This is a genomic window from Aeromonas sp. PrichA-15, from assembly GCF_017939245.1.
In the GTDB taxonomy this organism is placed as follows: Bacteria; Pseudomonadota; Gammaproteobacteria; order Enterobacterales; family Aeromonadaceae; genus Aeromonas; species Aeromonas caviae.
The window spans coordinates 19,721-36,106 of the sequence record NZ_JAGKRH010000070.1 but is presented as its reverse complement, the minus strand read 5'-3'; the positions used below and the strand labels follow the sequence as shown (position 1 = coordinate 36,106).

Genomic DNA, 16,386 nt, shown 5'->3' with positions numbered 1-16,386 from the left:
TCAACCGCTGGCGATGGTGTACGTGCTGAAAGAGGCGTTGAAGGGCATCTGGTATGCGCCGAGCGTGTGGGAAGGATGGCGACGATGGCGGAGCTGGATGCGGCAGGTGAAGGAAAGCGGGCTAGCGCCGCTGCAACGATTTGGTCAAAATTTATCGAAATATATGCGGGGGATCCTGGCGAGTGCAAACTACCCGATGCACACGAGTGTGCTGGAAGGGGTGAACAACAAGATCAAAGTGATAAAGCGTATGGCATATGGATTTAGGGACTCAGAATACTTTTTTCTGAAAATCAAGGCGGCCTTCCCCGGAAAGCCGCGATGAACCTTTTTTTATGTTTCCCATGAGCGTCCATGGGCCTGTACACGTGTCATCAGCCAGCCCTGGGCCAGACGACCCCCAGCTTGCGCCCCTGATCGGTCTGGCTGGCCAGGGTGTCGAACCGCGCCCGGGTGGCCTCCAGCACCGCCTGCCCTGCCTGCCAGCCCTGATGCTCCAGGGTTGGGCAATCCCGGGTCACCGGCAACTGGGCGAGGCGCGTGCCAAGCTGGCTCACGCTCTCCAGCAGGATATCCTTGTGACGGCTCTCGTAATCAAACATGGCGGCCACCAGCTTGTCCCACTTCTGGCGCTCCTTCGCGGGCGCACGGGCCTTGTCCATCCAGTTGGGCACCCTGACCTGGATGCGGGCACGGACGCTGGCCTGCTCCAGCTCGCAGCGCGCCGCCGTCGCCTTCGTCTGCAACTGCCAGGAGAGCTGATAACTGGCCTTGCCGATGTGCCCGTCCGCCTGGGTGGGCGACAAGGCGGTGATCTGGCGCATCACGGCCCCCACATCGGCCCCGGAGACCCGATAGAACTGGAAGTCGACCTTGATATCGGGGGCGACCTTCACACCGGCATAGTGGGAAGGTACAGCACCGATTGAGGCGGCATAAATGAGGGCCACCGTCACCCCTGTCTTGCTGAAGAGTCCCATCTGTCCGCGGCTTTGCTCCTTGTGAGTCCCGGCTTAATTTCAATTAATAATCAATGCATTAATAACCCGATTGGGAGATTACCCCTGATCCAGCCCCCTGTCATCCGCTCTTGGCACCCGGTTGCTGCAAACGTGCGAGTCATCACCCCGGCTCAGGCGGGGATTTGCAGTCGAGATCACAAGCTGCCATCGAATGGATGGTGAAATACTCCTTAGTGGGTAATATCCGTAGTGTTTTTGTTGGCCGATGCCGGATAGTCCAGCGCAACCCTCTGGTGAGCCCTGGCAGGCCACCCCCTCATTTCAACTCTTGGGAAGGTTTTATGATAGAACTCCTGATCGGCACCCTGGTCACCCTGGCCGTGGGTCGCTACATCTTCAAGGGCTACTCCGCCACCGGGGTACTGCTCAGCGGCGGCCTGCTGCTGCTGGCGATCACCGCCCTGATGGGCAAGGCGGTGCTGCCGGCGAGCGTCCCCTCCACCGGCCACATGGCCACCGACATCTTCGAATACGTGCGCTTCCTGCTGGTCGACAGGGGGGGTGGCCTCGGCATGCTCATCATGGTGCTGTGCGGCTTTGCCGGCTACATGAGCCACATCGGCGCCAACACCATACTGGTGAAGCTCGCGAGCAAACCCCTCGGTGTCATCAAGTCCCCCTACATCCTGCTGGTGGCCGCCTATCTGGTCGCCTGCGCCATGTCGCTGGCGGTGAGCTCCGCAACCGGCCTCGGGGTTCTGCTGATGGCCACCCTCTTCCCGCTGATGGTCAACATGGGGATCTCCCGTGGCGCGGCGGCGGCGGTGTGCGCCTCGCCGGCCGCCATCATCCTCTCCCCCACCTCGGGGGACGTGGTGATGGCCGCCCAGGCCGCGAACATGGAGCTCATCGAGTTTGCCTTCAAGCTGACCCTGCCCATTTCCCTGGTGGCCATCGCCGCCATGGCGGTGACCCACTTCTTCTGGCAGCGTTATCTGGATCAGAAGGCCGGGGAGCACAACGCCGCGGTCGCCCCGAGCGATCTCGTCACCGACGCCCCCGGCTTCTACGCCATCCTCCCCTTCACCCCCATCATCGGTGTGCTGCTGTTTGACGGCAAACTGGGGCCCAAGCTCGATATCGTCACCATCATCGTCATCTGCCTGGTGCTGGCCGCCCTGCTGGAGCTGGTGCGCAAGCGCAACGGCCGCGAGCTGCTGGACGGGCTGCAGGTGTGCTGGCGCAACATGGCCGACGCCTTCGCCGGCGTGGTGATGCTGCTGGTGGGTGCCGGGGTCTTTGCCCAGGGTCTGATGGGGCTTGGTTTCATCGCCAACCTCCTGGATCTGGCCCAGAGCTTCGGTACCGGCGGCATCGTCATCATGCTGGTGCTGGTGGTCATCACCACCCTGGCGGCCTTCACCACGGGTTCCGGCAACGCCCCCTTCTACGCCTTCGTTGAGCTCATCCCCCATTTGGCCACCAGCCTCGGCGTCAACCCGGCCTATCTGGTGATCCCCATGCTGCAGGCATCCAACCTCGGCCGCACCATCTCGCCGGTCTCCGGGGTGGTGGTCGCCTGTGCGGGGATGGGCAATCTCTCTCCGTTCGAGGTGGTCAAACGTACCTCGCTGCCGGTGGCCGTCGGCCTGCTGGTAGTGATCCTCGCCACCCAGATCATGGTTCCCGCCTGACTCTTTACCGGCCCGGCTGCCGCCGGGCTGGTATCCCCCCCACCCCATGCAGTAGACTCGGTGCTCTTTTTTCCTAAGGAGGACCGAGCCTTGAGTATGACGGTTCAACTTGCCCACTTCAGCGACTGCCACTCCCATTTCGATGGCGCCCCCATGCGCTTCTCCCCCGATGGCGAGTCCGAATGGCGCACCCAGTGCGGCGGCTATGGCCGCATCCTGACCCGGCTCACCGCCCTGCGCCAACAGGCCGAGGCAGCCGGCCAGACCTGCCTGCTGCTGCATGGCGGCGATACCTTCCAGGGGTCACTTTACTTCAATCGCTTCAAAGGGCGGGCCAATGCGGACCTGCTGGCCCTCTTGCGACCGGATGCCATGGTGATCGGCAACCACGAATTCGATCTGGGCAACGGGCCGCTGGTGGAGTTTTTGCGCCAGCTCGATTTCCCGGTGCTCGCCGCCAACATCGACAACCGTCAGGAGCCCGCCGATGCCCCGCTGCGGCTGCAGGGACTGCCGCAGCTGTTTGACGCAAGCCGCCCCTGGCACAAGCGCGTCATCGACGACGTGCCCTTCGCCCTGCTCGGCATCACGCTGCCGCAGATGGCCGCCATCGCGAGCCCCGATCCCCACACCCGTTTCCACGGTATCGAAGAGACCTTGAGCCGTGCCCTCGGCGAGATCAAGGCCGCCGGCATCCAGCACATTATCCTGCTCAGCCACCTGGGTCTGGCGCAGGACAAGCGACTGGCGACCCGCTTCCCCGAGCTCAGCCTCATCGTCGGCGGACACACCCACAGCCTGCTGGGGGATCTGGCGCCGCTCGGGCTCGACAGCGAAGGCAGCTATCCCCTCATGGTGAACGGGGTGGCCATCCTGCACGCCGCCCACAGCGCCCTCTGTCTCGGGGTGTGCGAACTCACCTTCGACGAGCAGGGACGCGTGTGCCAAAGCCGCGGCCAGCTGGAGTGGTTACCCTGGGATCCCTGGCCCTTTGCTTCCCCGCCTCCTGCGGGGCTGCACTTCTGCGAACCGGCCCCCGAGCTCGAGCAGCATCTGGCCAGACGCTATCGCCCCGAGCTCGAAACCATGACCCGGCGCGTGGTGACCCGGCTCGCTGATCCGCTCCATCACCAGCGCCTGCCCGATGACAGCCTGCCCGCCGGCAGCCAGGTCGCCCCCCTGGTAGCGAGTGCCATGCTGGCCAGTGCCCGCGAACAGGTGGGTCAGGTGGACTTTGCCCTGCACAATGCCGGGGGCGTACGCTGCTCCCTCGAGCCCGGCCCCCTGACCGAAGCAGACGTTGCCGGACGCCTGCTGCCCTTTGCCATTCCCCTCACCCTCTACCGGGTGCACGGCCATGAACTGGCCGAAGCGCTGGAGGGGGCCATCGACAACGCCACCAACAACGGGGGGACGGGCAATGGCAGCGGCAGCTTCCCCTATACCGCCGGGGTGCGCTTCTGCTATCAGGCCGACAGACCCAAAGGGGAGAGGATCACTCGCCTGGAATGGGAAGCCAGCCCGGGTCAGTGGCAGCACGTCGAGCCGGATGCCATCTATCGCGGGGTCTCCAGTGCCTATACCGCCTCCGGCAAGGAGGGCTACACGGCCCTTGCCCGCACCCTGACCCAGCACAATCAGGAGCTCGGCATCACCCTGGCGGATGCCTTCCTGCGCTGGGCACGCCACCTGCCGGAACTCAGCCCCCTGCCGGCCTTGGTGGAGTATCACGGCCAGTGAATCTGGCACCGGCCCATCCCGGGTCGGTGCCGCCTTTCCCCCGCATAGGGGAATCCTGATCCGCTCCCAGGCGCAGGCCCCCTACCATGCAACCTCAGGCTGTGACGCCCGACTGCGCCAGCCCTGTCTTGTGATGGGGCCTGCCAGTGCAGCCAGAGGCGTGAAAACGATACTTTTACGAATTATTTCAGGTGCCTACACTTCTTCCATTGCATCGTGCAGCCCGGCTCGGCAAGATAAGCCCGCTTTTTCAGTCTTTCCCGCAGGAACAGGTCACCCATGAATCATGCCATCCGCTTTACCCCGCACCGCCACAATCCCGGGATCAGGCCGTCGGTCATCTTGCTCACCGCCCTGATGGCTCTGCTGTTCTGTCTGCGCAATCCGCTGTTCCACGGCATGGCCCCGGGATTTGATGCCTCCCTGTTTGCGGTGATGGGCAAGATGTGGAGCGAGGGGGGCGTACTCTATCGGGACATGATCGACATCAAGGGTCCCATGATCTTCGCCCTCGATGCACTGGGCTATGGCCTTGGTGGCTTCTTCGGGATCTGGCTGCTGGAGTGGGTGCTCTGCTGGCTGGGCCTCATGGCGAGCTGGCAGGCTTTTTCGCAGCTCGGGCTCTCGGTGCGGGCGCGACTTGGCAGCATGCTGGCCCTGCTGGCGCTCTACAGCACTCGCTACTACTACGGCAACATGACAGAGGACTGGACATTCCATCTGGCCCTCATCGCCCAGTGGGCTTTCATCACCATGCTGCTGGACAAGCGATTCAGCTGGGGACCGGCCCTGGTCGCCGCACTCACCTTCGCCATCGTGGCCTGGATGCGCACCAACAACGGCGCCTTCTGGGGTGCCTGGTATCTGGTGCTCTTCTGTCACTGGTGCCTGCGCGAGCAGTGGCGCTGCGCCTTTGCCCTGCTCTTTTCCAGCCTGCTTGGACTGGCCCTCGTCGGCGGCCCGCTCTATGCCTACTTCCAGCACCACGACGTGCTGGCCGAGTTCAAATACTACGCCTTCGGCATCTTCTTTGAAGGGAGCTACGGCAACGGCTTCTCTCCTGAGGTGGGCGCCGTCGGTCTGCTGCGCACCGGCCTCATCATGCTGCTGCCCGCCTTCCTCGTGCTGATGCTCGGGCGCCGCCAGGAGTGGTATCTCCCCGCGCTGTGCGCCACCCTGCTGGGGGTGCTGTTCACCCTGATCGCCAACTCGGTCTCCGGCCATGTGTTCGATCACTATGACGTGCTCTATCTGCAGCTTGGCCTGCTGCCGCTCGCCTGCCTGCTGGACAGAAGCGAGCAGCGATCCGATGCCCTGGGGCTACTTTGCATCTCCCTGGTGGTGCTGACCGCCAGCTGGTTGCTGGCCCAGCAGCTCGGCTATGGCTGGAGCACCAAGGAGTGGTCTCTGGAGCGGGTGCGCGAGGTGCTCGGCAACAGCCTGCTGTGGGCCTTGCACGTGCTCATTCTGGTCCCGCTCTGGCGCGCCTGGGACGTGCGAAGCGCCACCCCCTGGCTCGCCTCGCTGGCCATGCTGGCGCTGCTGGTCAACAACGCCTGGGAAGGCAATCTCAAGGGCAGGCCGTTCAATCCCCCCGCCCAGGTCAGGGTCGATCGTATCCTGGCCGAGACGGCGCCCACCGACAAGATCTGGGTCGATGGCATCCAGCCGCAATACTACCTCTGGACCGATCGCCAGCCGGCCTCCGCCTATCTGTTCTTTGCCAACGTCAACCCGCCCTACGATGTGCGCGAGCGGGTGCTGGCTGACATCCAGCGCCAACAACCCAAATTCATCATCGCCAAACCGGAGCGGGTGGCACAGGAGCTCAAGACTCCGACCTCCCCCTCCCACCTTGCCTTCTACCAGTATCTGGCAGCCCAGTATGAAGAGGTGGACCCGGGCCTGTACCGGCGCCGCTAATCAGGCACACAGAAGGGGCCATCCTGGTGGTGGCCCCTTTTCGTTGTCGTCATAAAGAGGGGGGCCGACCATGTTCAAGGGGCCCCATCCTGACTACAATGGCGCTCTTTTTTGCGGCAGAGGGAAGAATCATGGCGGAGCTGACTTATCTGGGGGGCTATCCGGAGCCACTCAAGGCTCAGGTACAGCAGTTGATTGCGGCGGGCAAACTCGGCGAGATGCTGGCCAAGCGCTACCCGCAAACCCACCTCGTCCAGAGCGACAAGGCGCTGCTCGCCTATACCATGGAGCTGAAGAACCGCTACCTGAAAAGCTCCGCGCCGCTTTCCAAGGTGATCTTCGACGGCAAGATCAACGTGATCAAGGATGCCCTGGGACTGCACACCTATGTCAGCCGGGTGCAGGGCAGCAAGCTCAAGGCCAAGAACGAGATCCGCATCGCCGCCCTGTTCAAGGAGGCCCATCCCGCCTTTCTCAAGATGATAGTGGTGCATGAGCTGGCCCACCTGAAGGAGAAGGATCACAACAAGGCTTTCTACCAGCTCTGCCAGCACATGGAACCGGACTATCATCAACTGGAGTTCGATCTCAGGCTCTGGCTCACCTGGCGTGATATCGAGCGTACCGCCCGCTGATCCCCTTGCAAGGAGGCAAGATGCGCCCATGGCACACACCTGTCCAGCCCGTTCGCCATGGGCACTGGTTGCTCCCGGGGCTGATGCTCTGGCTCTTCTCCCTGCCGCTGTCGGCCACCGAACGCTGGCAACGTGATGACTACCTTGTCCAGAGCTTCATGGAAATCGCCATGAAACGGGAGTATGGCCATGAACAACAGGAGCACTTCTCCCGCTGGCCGGGCCCCGTGCGTCTCAAGCTCGTCAACGAATTCGGCGACAAGCCGCTACAGGCCGAGGTCGTCAAGGTACAGACCCGTCACCTGAGCAGGATCACCGGTCACCCCATCGAGATTGTCAGCGACAACCCCAATCTCACCCTCATCATGACCCGGCACAAACAGATGGCGAGCTGGGCTGCACGCACCATGCGCCAGGACGAGTCGGTGCGCATCGCCCTCAAGGAGGGGATCTGCCTGGCCAATTTCGCCACCAACGCTCGCTACGAGATCACCCGTGCCACCATCATCATTCCGGTGGATTACAGCCGGGCAAAGGGCCGTTTTCTGGATTGCGTGGTGGAAGAGCTGAGCCAGGTGATGGGGCTGCCCAACGACTCGGACAAGGTGTTCCCCTCCATCTTCAATGACAGCAGCATCGACAGCTTTCTGACCGGGCTCGATTACGTGTTGCTCAAGCTTGCCTACCACCCGGCATTGCAACCGGGCATGACGGCGGACGAGGTACGCACGGCGCTCCCCACCGCCCTCAAGGCACTGCGTGCCAATGGCGACATCGCACAGGCCACCCAACGAGTGCAAGTCGACAGCCTCAAGCGTTGGGCGGGACTCTGAGCGCAGCCAGAAACATTACTCTTTCGCCTTTCGCCTTTCGCCTTTCGCCTTTCGCCTTTCGCCTTTCGCCTTTCGCCTTTCGCCTTTCGCCTTTCGCCTTTCGCCTTTCGCCTTTCGCCTTCATGGTCATGCGCTTACCCCATCAACGCAACACGCAGCCCATGGCTGCGTGTTTTGAAGAGCGGTTCGGCAAAGCCGGTACAGGGATCATCACCCGACTGGAGGTTCCTCCTCGCGCCCTGGTGGATCACGACGATGTTTGCCGCTGAGAGCTTATCTTCAGGCCTCCAGAGCCTCTTCTTCCGGCATCCAGCTATCGGCGTTTTCCCACACCTCCTGCACCATGGCTTCGGCCAGCTCCTTGTCTTCCTTGCTGGCGCGACTGACCGTCAGAGCCATGGCACTACCCGGTGCCACCCGCACATGCAGATCGGGAAAGCGCTCACCCAGTTGCTTGAGCAGCTCCTGGCGCAAGGCCTCCATGGTCGAGGTGGGGATCTGGTGTTTTCTGTCGATGATGATTTCCAGGCGCATAAGGTACGTCTCCATGATAGTTTACTGTATTTTTATACAGTATTTTTAAAAAGTAAAGATGGTGGCTGCACATAGGCCCTCACCGCTCACACCTTCTCGCTGACGATGTGCAGCCGAACGGCCCCGATTTTCCCCCATCGCTGTCATCATGGAAAAAACAGTTGATATTGATTCTCATCCATCGCATTATCCATCTCTTGTTATAACATAACAAAAGAGGCAATCATGCGCCCCCATATTCACCCTGAATACCGCAAGGTTCTGTTCCGCGATCTCGCCAGCAATACCTACTTTCTGATCGGCTCCACGCTGGCCACCGATCGCACCAGAGAGTGGGAAGATGGCAACACCTACCCCTATGTGACGCTGGATGTCTCCAGCGCGTCCCACCCCTTCTATACCGGCAAACAGAAGCAGGTCGGCAAGGAAGGTCAGGTCGCTCGCTTCGGCCAGCGATTCGGTCAGTTCTTCAGCAAAGGAAAAGAGAAACAATGAAAGTCCTCGCCTCCCTGAAATCCGCCAAGTCGCGTCACCCGGACTGCCAGATCGTGCGTCGGCGCGGCAAGTTGTTCGTCATCTGCAAGAGCAATCCCAGGTTCAAGGCTCGTCAGGGCTGATTGCGCATCCGCCCCTCATGGATAACAAAAGCCCTCGTCATGAGGGCTTTGTCATCTCTGGGCTCTGCTCACAGCGGGGTGGCGCACTTGCGGTACTCGGTGGGGCTGACCCCTACCCGCTTTCGGAACACCCGCGAGAAGTAGAGCTGATCGTCATAGCCCACCTGCTGGCCTATGGTGGCGACCGACAGCGGCGTGGTCTGCAGCAGCAGCTTGGCCCGCATGATGCGCTGATCCTCGCGCCAGCGCACTATGCTCACCCCCACCTGCTCGCGAAACAGGTGCGCGAGGCGCGAGGGAGACAAGAATACCTGCTCCGCCAGCGCTTCCACCGAGATCTCGGCCGAGAGGGACTCGCTCAGGATCTGGCACGCCTCGTGGACCCGGTGATCGATGGCGGGATAGGCATTCTGGGACGATGCCTCGTAGCAGCGGATGAGCAACCGCTCCAAGAGGTTCATGGCCAGTTGCTCCGACATGGGCCGCAGCTGCTTGTGGGTCTCCTCGATGTCGAGGAAGAGGGCGTCGAATTCGGTGAGCAGCTGGTTGTCCGCCAGTTGCAGTCGCCCCACCTGCTCCGTCACCTGGGGCCACTTGAGCCAGTCAGTCCAATAGGCCCGCGGCCGGAAATAGACCCAGCGGTGATACCACTCCCGGGCATCCGGCGCCCGGCCGTAATGGTGCACCGCCGCTGGTGGAAAGAGCAGCAGGTCGCCGGGTTCCACGGTGAAGGCCTTGTCCCCCTGAAAGATCTGCCCCTTGCCCTTGATGGTCAGATTGACGATGAACCCCTTCATGCCGTGGGGCCTGTCGATGGTGAAATCCAGCGCGCTCCCCTGCTCGATGGGAGTCATCCCCGAGACCAGGAAGACGTCGAAGGCGTAGCCAGGCAGCAGGGGATTGAGTTGTTTCGGCTTCTCTTTTTGCATCGAGGACATGGCGGAAAACAGGGTTTCGGTAAAAAAGTCGACATGGGCCATTGTAGAGATCCGGCGTAGGAACCCCCTATGTTCGCAAGCTGTTCGTTGTGAAATTGTTGAACTGGCTCACAGCTTGCCGGGGAAAACACCGGGCCGGCGCGAGGCCGGCCCGGTGACGAGGAAAGACATCGCTCAGATACGGGCTTTGCGCACCTGCTTGTAGCGGTCGAACAGCACGGCGGCGAGCAGGATGAGGCCACGCACCACGTACTGGGCAAACGGGGAGATGTTGAGCAGGTTCATGGCGTTCTCCATCAGCCCCAGGATCAGCACCCCGGCGATGATATAGGATATCTTGCCGATCCCCCCCTTCATGGAGACCCCACCCAGCACGCAGGCGGAGATCACCACCAGCTCGAAGCCGATGGAGGTCATGGGCTGACCCGAGGTCATGCGGGATGCGAGGATGATGCCGGCGAGCGAGGCGATGAGCCCGGTCATGGTGAAGATGATGATCTTGGTGCGCACCACGTTGACCCCGGCCAGACGCGCCGCCTCCTCGTTGCCCCCCATGGCCAGGGTATTGCGCCCGAAGGTGGTCTTGTTGAGCAGCAGACCGAACAACACGAAGCAGACAGCCGTCAGCCAGATGGGCGTCGGGATGCCAAGCAGGGCGGAGTTGCCAAGCTCGAAGAAGCCCTCCTCCACGATGCCCACCGCCTTGCCGTCGGAGATGATGTAGCCCACCCCGCGCGCCATCTGCATGGTGGCAAGGGTGGTGATGAGGGCGTTGATCTTGAATTTGGCCACGACGATGCCGTTGATGAGGCCAAAGACAAGGCCCACCGAGAGACCGGCCAGAATGCCGAGGGGGATGCTCTCGGTGGCGTTGATGCCCACCGCGCAGGCAACCCCGGAGCAGGCCACCACGGAGCCCACCGACATGTCGAACTCGCCGGAGGCGAGGCAGAACAGCATGCCGCAGGCCACCATGCCCGACATGGAGACGGCAAGCCCGAGCCCCCGCATGTTGATCAGGCTGGCGAAGTTGGGGACCAGCACGCAGGCGAGCAGGAACAGGATGGCGAAGATCACCAGCATGCCGTACTGATCCCAGATGCGGGTCAGTTGCAGGCGGGTACCGCTCGCCGCGGTGTCGTTGGCGGCTTGGCCGACCGAGGTCGTTGTTGTCATGGTATTTCTCCTGAAAATTCCGGGTGCTATCTCGTTGCGGTCAGCAGATCAACGGGCCGGCATGGCCAGATTGAGCGCCTTGACCTCGTTGGCCTCGTCGTGGGAAAGCTCGCCGGCGATCTCCCCCTCCCGCATGACCAGGATCCGATCCGCGATGCCCAGCACCTCCGGCAGCTCGCTCGAGACCACCACCACGGCGATGCCCACCTTGGCCAGATCGTAAATCACGTTGTAAATCTCGTTCTTTGCCCCGACGTCGATGCCTCGGGTCGGCTCGTCGAGCAGGATCACTTTCATGTCTTCCGACAGCCAGCGTCCCAGAATGGCCTTCTGCTGGTTGCCGCCGGAGAGGTTCATGATGGCCTGCTGGGGAGACGGGGTCTTGACCCGCATGTCGCGGATCCGCAGCCTCGCGTTCTCGTCCTCCCACTTCTGGTTGATCCAGAAGCCTCCCCACGCGTGGTGGCGGCGGGCGCTGATGTTGATGTTCTCCTGCACCGAATGGATGGGGATGATGCCGAGCGCCTTCCTGTCTTCGGTGCAGAGCATGATGCCGCTGCGAATGGCATCGATGGGGCTCTGAATGACCACCTGTTTGCCAAACACCGATATCTCGCCCCCCCGAGGTGTCTCGGCGCCGAAGATAAGCTTCATCAGCTCGCTGCGCCCGGCCCCCACCAGCCCGAAGATGCCGAGGATCTCCCCTCTCTTTACCTCGAGCGACACCGGCGCCTTGAGGCCGGGTCCCATCAGGTGCTCCACCTTGAGGCCCGCCTCGCCAAGCGGCCTTGGGCTGTAACCATAGATGTCGGTCAGTTCGCGCCCCACCATGGTCTTGACCAGCAGATCCCGGTCCACCTCGGCCATGGAAGCGAAGGTGCGCACGAACTGGCCATCCTTGAACACCGTGATGGCATCGCACAGGGCGAAGATCTCGTCCATGCGGTGGGAGACGTAGAGAATGACCTTGCCCTCGTCCCGCAACTGGCGGATGACCCGAAACAGCTGCTCAATCTCGCGGGACGAGAGGCTGCTGGTCGGCTCGTCGAAGGCGATGACGCTGGCGTCCCGGGTCAGGGCCTTGGCGATCTCCACCATCTGCCACTGACCCAGGGACAGGTACTTGAGCGGCGTCTCGGGGGAGACATCCATCCCGAGGCGTGCCAGCTGCCTGGCTGCATCCTGATAGAGCTTCTCCCGATCGATGACGCCGCGCCGGGTCGGCAACTGCCCCAGGTAGATGTTCTCCGCCACGCTCATTTCAGGGACCAGGTGCAGCTCCTGATAGATGATGGCGATCCCGCTCTCAAGGGCATCGACCGTGTTTTGGAACACTTTCTCCTGACCCGCCAGCTTCACCACCCCGCGGGTGGGCGCCTGAAAACCGCTCAGGATCTTGAGCAGGGTGGACTTGCCGGCCCCGTTCTCTCCCATCAGCGCGTGTACCGTGCCCTGCTGGCAGGCGAAGGAGACGTTCTGCAGCGCCTTGACGCCGGGAAACTCCTTGCTGATGCCGCAAAACTCCAGATATGGAACTTGATTCATGAGATGACTCCAGCCAGCCGGCACGGCGCACTCCGCCATGCCGGCATGGGTATCAAGGGATGGGGATCACAGCCCTTTCTTTTGCAGCTCGGCCTTGAAGTTGTCGCGGGTGATGAGTACCACGTCGGTCACCTCGGTGAACTTGGCAGGCTCGGCGCCGTTGACGACCCAGTCATGGAGCATCTGGATGCTCTTGTAGCCGTGTACGTCCGGGCTGGGCAGCAGGGAGCCGAGGAAGCCGGTGGCGCTGGACTTGGAGAGCTCGTTCACCGCATCCACCCCGTTGATACCGATGCCGATGACGTTCTCCGCCTTGAAGCCCTGCCCTTCGGTAGCGCGCACGCCGCCGAGCACGGTGTTGTCATTCATGCCGACGATGAGCCAGTTCTTGACCTCGGGGTGTTGCACCAGCATGGAGTTGGCGGCATCCAGCGCCCCCGGAATGTCGTTGCTCTTGGTGGGCGCGCGGAAGATCTGGCCCTCGGGGAAACCGGCGGCCTTGAGCGCGCCCAGGGAGCCCTCGACCCGGCGACGGGCGGTGTCGAGCTCGTCGGCGGTGATGGCGAGCACCCCGGTCGCCTTTACGTCCCACTGGCGCTTTTGCATCTCCTTGTAGAGCTCCTGACCCTGACGCTCGCCAATCTTGGTGGCGGCCATCATCACCAGGGGCACTTGCTCCATGGGCTGGCCCTTGGCGTTGACGAACTGGTCATCCACCGTGATGACCTTCAGATCCATGCTGTTGGCCTTGGCCATGATGGCGGCACCGAGTTTGGGATCAGGGGTACAGATGACGAAGCCCTTGGCGCCATTCGCCGCCAGACTGTCGATGGCATTGAGGGTCTTCTCCCCGTCGGGGACGGCTATCTTGATCACCTCGAAGCCCAGTTCCTTGCCCGCCTTGTCGGCGAAGTTCCACTCGGTCTGGAACCAGGGCTCCTCGGGCTGCTTGACCAGGTAGCCCAGCTTCAGCGCTTCGGCCGAGAAAGCAGAATTTGCCATACCAAGGGCGAACCCCATCGCGATCATGCCTTTAACGATTTTGTTCATGCGAATGTCTCCAACGGTTCTATCAATCCATGTATCCACGCAGTGCTGCTCGTTGAGTCAATCAAGTCGCAGCCATATAAAAACATGCTTAAACAGGACGTTATTGTTGTTGCTGATTGAGCGAACCAAGTTGTAATCGTTTTCACAATTAAAAATGGAGAGCAGGATCACGCCATGAGATTGCAGCCATTTCGTCTATATAATTAGCAATTTCGTCACATATTGAATTTTAGAGAGCCGTCACCCTGTCGCACTGACAGCGTTAAAATCCATATTTCCAGCAGCCAATGGCTAACCGCCCCTCCTGCCCATCTCCTATGGTTCCCCCCAGTCACCCCTCATTGATGGTCAGGAGCACTTATGTCTGAGCACATCGTCATCGGACTCGATTTCGGCAGCGACTCGGTCAGGGCACTCGCCGTGCGCTGCCAGGACGGCGCCGAGCTGGCGACCCATGTCGTCTATTACCCGCGCTGGCAGGCAGGCCACTACTGCCAACCGGTCAACAACCAGTTCCGCCACCACCCCCTCGACTATCTGGAGTCCATGGAGCAGGCAGTGGTGGCGGTGGTGAGCCAGCTCACGCCGAGTCAGCGCACCGCCGTGCGCGGCATCGGGGTGGACAGCACCGGCTCCACCCCCGCCCCCATCGACAGAGAGGGGCGCGTGCTGGCCCTGCGTCCGGAGTTTGCCGACAACCCCAACGCCATGTTCGTGCTGTGGAAGGATCACACCGCCATCGAGGAGGCGGAGGCCATCACCGCCCTGTGCCACGGCGGCCAGTTCCCCGACTACAGCCGCTACATCGGCGGCATTTACTCCTCCGAGTGGTTCTGGGCCAAGATCCTGCACGTCTCCCGCGCCGATGCCGCCGTGCGCGCCGCCGCCTGCAACTGGGTCGAGCTGTGTGACTGGGTCCCCGCCGTCCTGAGCGGCACCCAGGCCCCGGCCACCCTCAAGCGCGGGCGCTGTGCCGCCGGCCACAAGTCCCTCTGGCACCCGAGCTGGGGCGGCCTGCCGCCCGCCGACTTCCTCAATGCCCTGGATCCCCTGCTGACGGAGGATCTCGACTTCCCCCTCTTTACCGGCAGCTGGACCGCCGATCTCCCGGTCGGCACTCTGACCCCGGAGTGGGCGGAGCGGCTACACCTCTCCTGCGAGGTGGTGATCGCCGGCGGCGCCTTTGACTGCCACATGGGGGCGGTGGGAGCCGGGGCCGGCAACAATGCGCTGGTGAAGGTGATAGGCACCTCCACCTGCGACATCCTGATCGCAGATGAGGCCACCATAGGTGATCGGGCCATTGCCGGGATCTGCGGCCAGGTAGACGGCAGCGTGGTGCCGGGCATGGTGGGGCTGGAGGCAGGACAGTCCGCGTTCGGTGACATCTATGCCTGGTATCAGCGCCAGCTCGGCTGGCCCCTGGACAGCCTCGCCGCCCAGTATCCGGAGCTTCGCACCGCCATCGAGCGCCACAAGCAGGCCCTGTTACCCAGCCTCGCCGCCGCCTGGGATCAGCAGCGCGACCTGGCGCACCTGCCGGTGGTGCTCGACTGGTTCAACGGCCGGCGCACCCCCTATGCCAACCAGCGCCTGCAGGGCACCCTCACGGGGATCAACCTCGGCACCGATGCCCCCGATCTCTTCGGTGCCCTGGTGGCCTCCACCGCCTTCGGTGCCCGCAGCATCATGGAGTGCATGACCAGTCAGCAGGTGCCGGTGGAGCAGGTGATCGCCCTTGGCGGCATCGCCCGCAAGTCCACCACCGTGATGCAGACCTGCGCCGACGTGATGAACAGGCCTATCCAGGTGGTGGCCTCGGATCAGTGCTGCGCCCTGGGGGCGGCCATCTTTGCCGCCGTGGCGGCCGGGATCCACGCCGATGTGGCCAAGGCCCAGCACCACATGGCGAGCGCCGTGGAGCGCACCCACCAGCCACACCCCGAGCGGGTCGCCGAGTATGAACGCCTCTACCAGCGCTACCTCGCCTGGGGCGCCGCCGCCGAACCGCTCTACAACCGGGGGGTGCCGGCATGAACCTCAAGACCCTCAAGGATCAGGTGCTCGCCGCCAATCTGGATCTGCCGCGCCATGGCCTGGTGACCTTCACCTGGGGCAACGTGAGCGGCATCGACCGAGAGCGCAATCTGGTGGTGATAAAGCCAAGCGGCGTCAGCTATGAGCGGATGCGGGTCGAGGACATGGTGGTGCTGGATCTGGCGGGCAAGCAGGTGGAGGGGGACCTTCGCCCCTCCTCCGACACCGCCACCCACCTGGTGCTCTATCGCGCCTATCCGGAGCTTGGCGGCGTGGTGCACACCCACTCCACCCATGCCACCGCCTGGGCCCAGGCGGGGCGTCCCATCCCCATTTTCGGCACCACCCAGGCCGACTACTTCCACGGCGAGATCCCCTGCTCCCGCCTGCTCACCCCGGGCGAAGTGGAGGAGGATTACGAGGGGCTGACCGGTCATCTCATCGTCGAAACCCTCAAGCAGACCCCCATCCTCACCATGCCGGGGGTGCTGGTGGCCAACCACGGCCCCTTCAGCTGGGGCAAGAGCGCCGAGGATGCAGTGCACAACGCCGTGGTGCTGGAAGAGGTGGCCCGCATGGCCTGGCTCACCGGCCAGATCAACCCGGGGGCCCGCCCCCTGCCCGATTACCTGCTGGAGAAGCACTACCAGCGCAAGCATGGCAAACACGCCTATTACGGCCAGACAAAAGCCTAAAAGAGGA

General features: G+C 62.7%; 16 protein-coding genes. 10 read left to right on the top strand and 6 right to left on the bottom strand.

Annotation, left to right across the window (positions count from 1 at the left end; all coding sequences use genetic code 11):
• On the top strand, positions 1-325 hold a 325-nt coding region (locus tag J9889_RS11210), incomplete at its 5' end, for a transposase (protein ID WP_210556713.1).
• A gap of 49 nt (positions 326-374) precedes the next feature.
• Here J9889_RS11210 and J9889_RS11205 read toward each other — a convergent pair.
• Entirely contained in the window at positions 375-980 is a 606-nt protein-coding gene (locus J9889_RS11205; protein WP_010674487.1) for a DUF922 domain-containing protein, read from the bottom strand.
• Positions 981-1,303: 323 nt separating this feature from the next.
• On the opposite strand from J9889_RS11205, the gene dcuC reads away from it, so the two are divergent.
• The 5 genes from dcuC (at position 1,304) to J9889_RS11180 (ending at position 7,787) form a co-directional block, all read left to right on the top strand.
• Positions 1,304-2,656, top strand: coding sequence for an anaerobic C4-dicarboxylate transporter DcuC (gene dcuC / locus J9889_RS11200; RefSeq protein WP_010674486.1), 1,353 nt, complete (start codon positions 1,304-1,306; stop codon positions 2,654-2,656).
• 90 nt (positions 2,657-2,746) lie between these two features.
• Positions 2,747-4,396: a bifunctional UDP-sugar hydrolase/5'-nucleotidase gene (locus J9889_RS11195; RefSeq protein ID WP_029314413.1), complete on the top strand. Its 1,650-nt coding sequence runs from the start codon at positions 2,747-2,749 to the stop codon at positions 4,394-4,396.
• Positions 4,397-4,675: 279 nt separating this feature from the next.
• Positions 4,676-6,319 (top strand): hypothetical protein, encoded by a 1,644-nt coding sequence (locus tag J9889_RS11190; protein ID WP_210556712.1) that lies wholly within the window; start codon positions 4,676-4,678, stop codon positions 6,317-6,319.
• A gap of 131 nt (positions 6,320-6,450) precedes the next feature.
• Positions 6,451-6,954: a M48 family metallopeptidase gene (locus tag J9889_RS11185; protein ID WP_010674483.1), complete on the top strand. Its 504-nt coding sequence runs from the start codon at positions 6,451-6,453 to the stop codon at positions 6,952-6,954.
• Between the two features lie 20 nt (positions 6,955-6,974).
• Positions 6,975-7,787, top strand: coding sequence for a DUF2927 domain-containing protein (locus tag J9889_RS11180; RefSeq protein ID WP_041201585.1), 813 nt, complete (start codon positions 6,975-6,977; stop codon positions 7,785-7,787).
• A gap of 279 nt (positions 7,788-8,066) precedes the next feature.
• On the opposite strand, the gene J9889_RS11175 is transcribed toward J9889_RS11180, so the two are convergent.
• Positions 8,067-8,321, bottom strand: a complete 255-nt coding sequence (locus J9889_RS11175) for a DinI family protein (protein WP_010674481.1) — start codon at positions 8,319-8,321, stop codon at positions 8,067-8,069.
• Between the two features lie 225 nt (positions 8,322-8,546).
• Between J9889_RS11175 and J9889_RS11170 the strand changes: the two genes are divergently transcribed.
• Together J9889_RS11170 and ykgO are read left to right on the top strand one after the other, a co-directional pair.
• Positions 8,547-8,816, top strand: a complete 270-nt coding sequence (locus tag J9889_RS11170) for a type B 50S ribosomal protein L31 (protein WP_010674480.1) — start codon at positions 8,547-8,549, stop codon at positions 8,814-8,816.
• On the top strand, positions 8,813-8,938 hold the full coding sequence (ykgO, locus tag J9889_RS11165; RefSeq protein WP_010674479.1) for a type B 50S ribosomal protein L36: 126 nt from the start codon (positions 8,813-8,815) through the stop codon (positions 8,936-8,938). Before J9889_RS11170 ends, ykgO begins: the two co-directional genes overlap by 4 nt.
• Positions 8,939-9,006: 68 nt before the next feature.
• Here the strand turns inward: ykgO and araC are convergent, their stop codons facing one another.
• The 4 genes from araC to J9889_RS11145 all read right to left on the bottom strand — a co-directional run bounded on the left by araC (position 9,007) and on the right by J9889_RS11145 (position 13,647).
• On the bottom strand, positions 9,007-9,918 hold the full coding sequence (gene araC / locus J9889_RS11160; protein WP_010674478.1) for an arabinose operon transcriptional regulator AraC: 912 nt from the start codon (positions 9,916-9,918) through the stop codon (positions 9,007-9,009).
• 132 nt (positions 9,919-10,050) lie between these two features.
• Entirely contained in the window at positions 10,051-11,052 is a 1,002-nt protein-coding gene (gene araH / locus J9889_RS11155) for an L-arabinose ABC transporter permease AraH (protein WP_010674477.1), read from the bottom strand.
• Positions 11,053-11,100: 48 nt separating this feature from the next.
• Complete coding sequence (gene araG, locus J9889_RS11150; protein ID WP_010674476.1) at positions 11,101-12,597, bottom strand: L-arabinose ABC transporter ATP-binding protein AraG; 1,497 nt, start codon at positions 12,595-12,597, stop codon at positions 11,101-11,103.
• 66 nt (positions 12,598-12,663) lie between these two features.
• Positions 12,664-13,647, bottom strand: a complete 984-nt coding sequence (locus J9889_RS11145) for an arabinose ABC transporter substrate-binding protein (RefSeq protein WP_010674475.1) — start codon at positions 13,645-13,647, stop codon at positions 12,664-12,666.
• Positions 13,648-14,007: 360 nt separating this feature from the next.
• Between J9889_RS11145 and J9889_RS11140 the strand changes: the two genes are divergently transcribed.
• Together J9889_RS11140 and J9889_RS11135 are read left to right on the top strand one after the other, a co-directional pair.
• Positions 14,008-15,684 (top strand): ribulokinase, encoded by a 1,677-nt coding sequence (locus J9889_RS11140; RefSeq protein ID WP_010674474.1) that lies wholly within the window; start codon positions 14,008-14,010, stop codon positions 15,682-15,684.
• Positions 15,681-16,379 (top strand): L-ribulose-5-phosphate 4-epimerase, encoded by a 699-nt coding sequence (locus J9889_RS11135; protein WP_010674473.1) that lies wholly within the window; start codon positions 15,681-15,683, stop codon positions 16,377-16,379. The genes J9889_RS11140 and J9889_RS11135 overlap by 4 nt, the downstream gene beginning before the upstream one ends.
• Positions 16,380-16,386: the final 7 nt, after the last annotated feature.

Excerpts from the sequence above, each read along its gene's own strand:
- J9889_RS11180 (WP_041201585.1), top strand. The coding sequence starts at position 6,975 with ATGCGCCCATGGCACACACCTGTCCAGCCCGTTCGCCATGGGCACTGG.
- J9889_RS11205 (WP_010674487.1), bottom strand. The coding sequence starts at position 980 with ATGGGACTCTTCAGCAAGACAGGGGTGACGGTGGCCCTCATTTATGCC.
- J9889_RS11135 (WP_010674473.1), top strand. The coding sequence starts at position 15,681 with ATGAACCTCAAGACCCTCAAGGATCAGGTGCTCGCCGCCAATCTGGAT.
- J9889_RS11140 (WP_010674474.1), top strand. The coding sequence starts at position 14,008 with ATGTCTGAGCACATCGTCATCGGACTCGATTTCGGCAGCGACTCGGTC.
- J9889_RS11185 (WP_010674483.1), top strand. The coding sequence starts at position 6,451 with ATGGCGGAGCTGACTTATCTGGGGGGCTATCCGGAGCCACTCAAGGCT.
- araG (WP_010674476.1), bottom strand. The coding sequence starts at position 12,597 with ATGAATCAAGTTCCATATCTGGAGTTTTGCGGCATCAGCAAGGAGTTT.
- araC (WP_010674478.1), bottom strand. The coding sequence starts at position 9,918 with ATGGCCCATGTCGACTTTTTTACCGAAACCCTGTTTTCCGCCATGTCC.
- ykgO (WP_010674479.1), top strand. The coding sequence starts at position 8,813 with ATGAAAGTCCTCGCCTCCCTGAAATCCGCCAAGTCGCGTCACCCGGAC.
- J9889_RS11190 (WP_210556712.1), top strand. The coding sequence starts at position 4,676 with ATGAATCATGCCATCCGCTTTACCCCGCACCGCCACAATCCCGGGATC.
- dcuC (WP_010674486.1), top strand. The coding sequence starts at position 1,304 with ATGATAGAACTCCTGATCGGCACCCTGGTCACCCTGGCCGTGGGTCGC.
- araH (WP_010674477.1), bottom strand. The coding sequence starts at position 11,052 with ATGACAACAACGACCTCGGTCGGCCAAGCCGCCAACGACACCGCGGCG.
- J9889_RS11175 (WP_010674481.1), bottom strand. The coding sequence starts at position 8,321 with ATGCGCCTGGAAATCATCATCGACAGAAAACACCAGATCCCCACCTCG.
- J9889_RS11145 (WP_010674475.1), bottom strand. The coding sequence starts at position 13,647 with ATGAACAAAATCGTTAAAGGCATGATCGCGATGGGGTTCGCCCTTGGT.
- J9889_RS11170 (WP_010674480.1), top strand. The coding sequence starts at position 8,547 with ATGCGCCCCCATATTCACCCTGAATACCGCAAGGTTCTGTTCCGCGAT.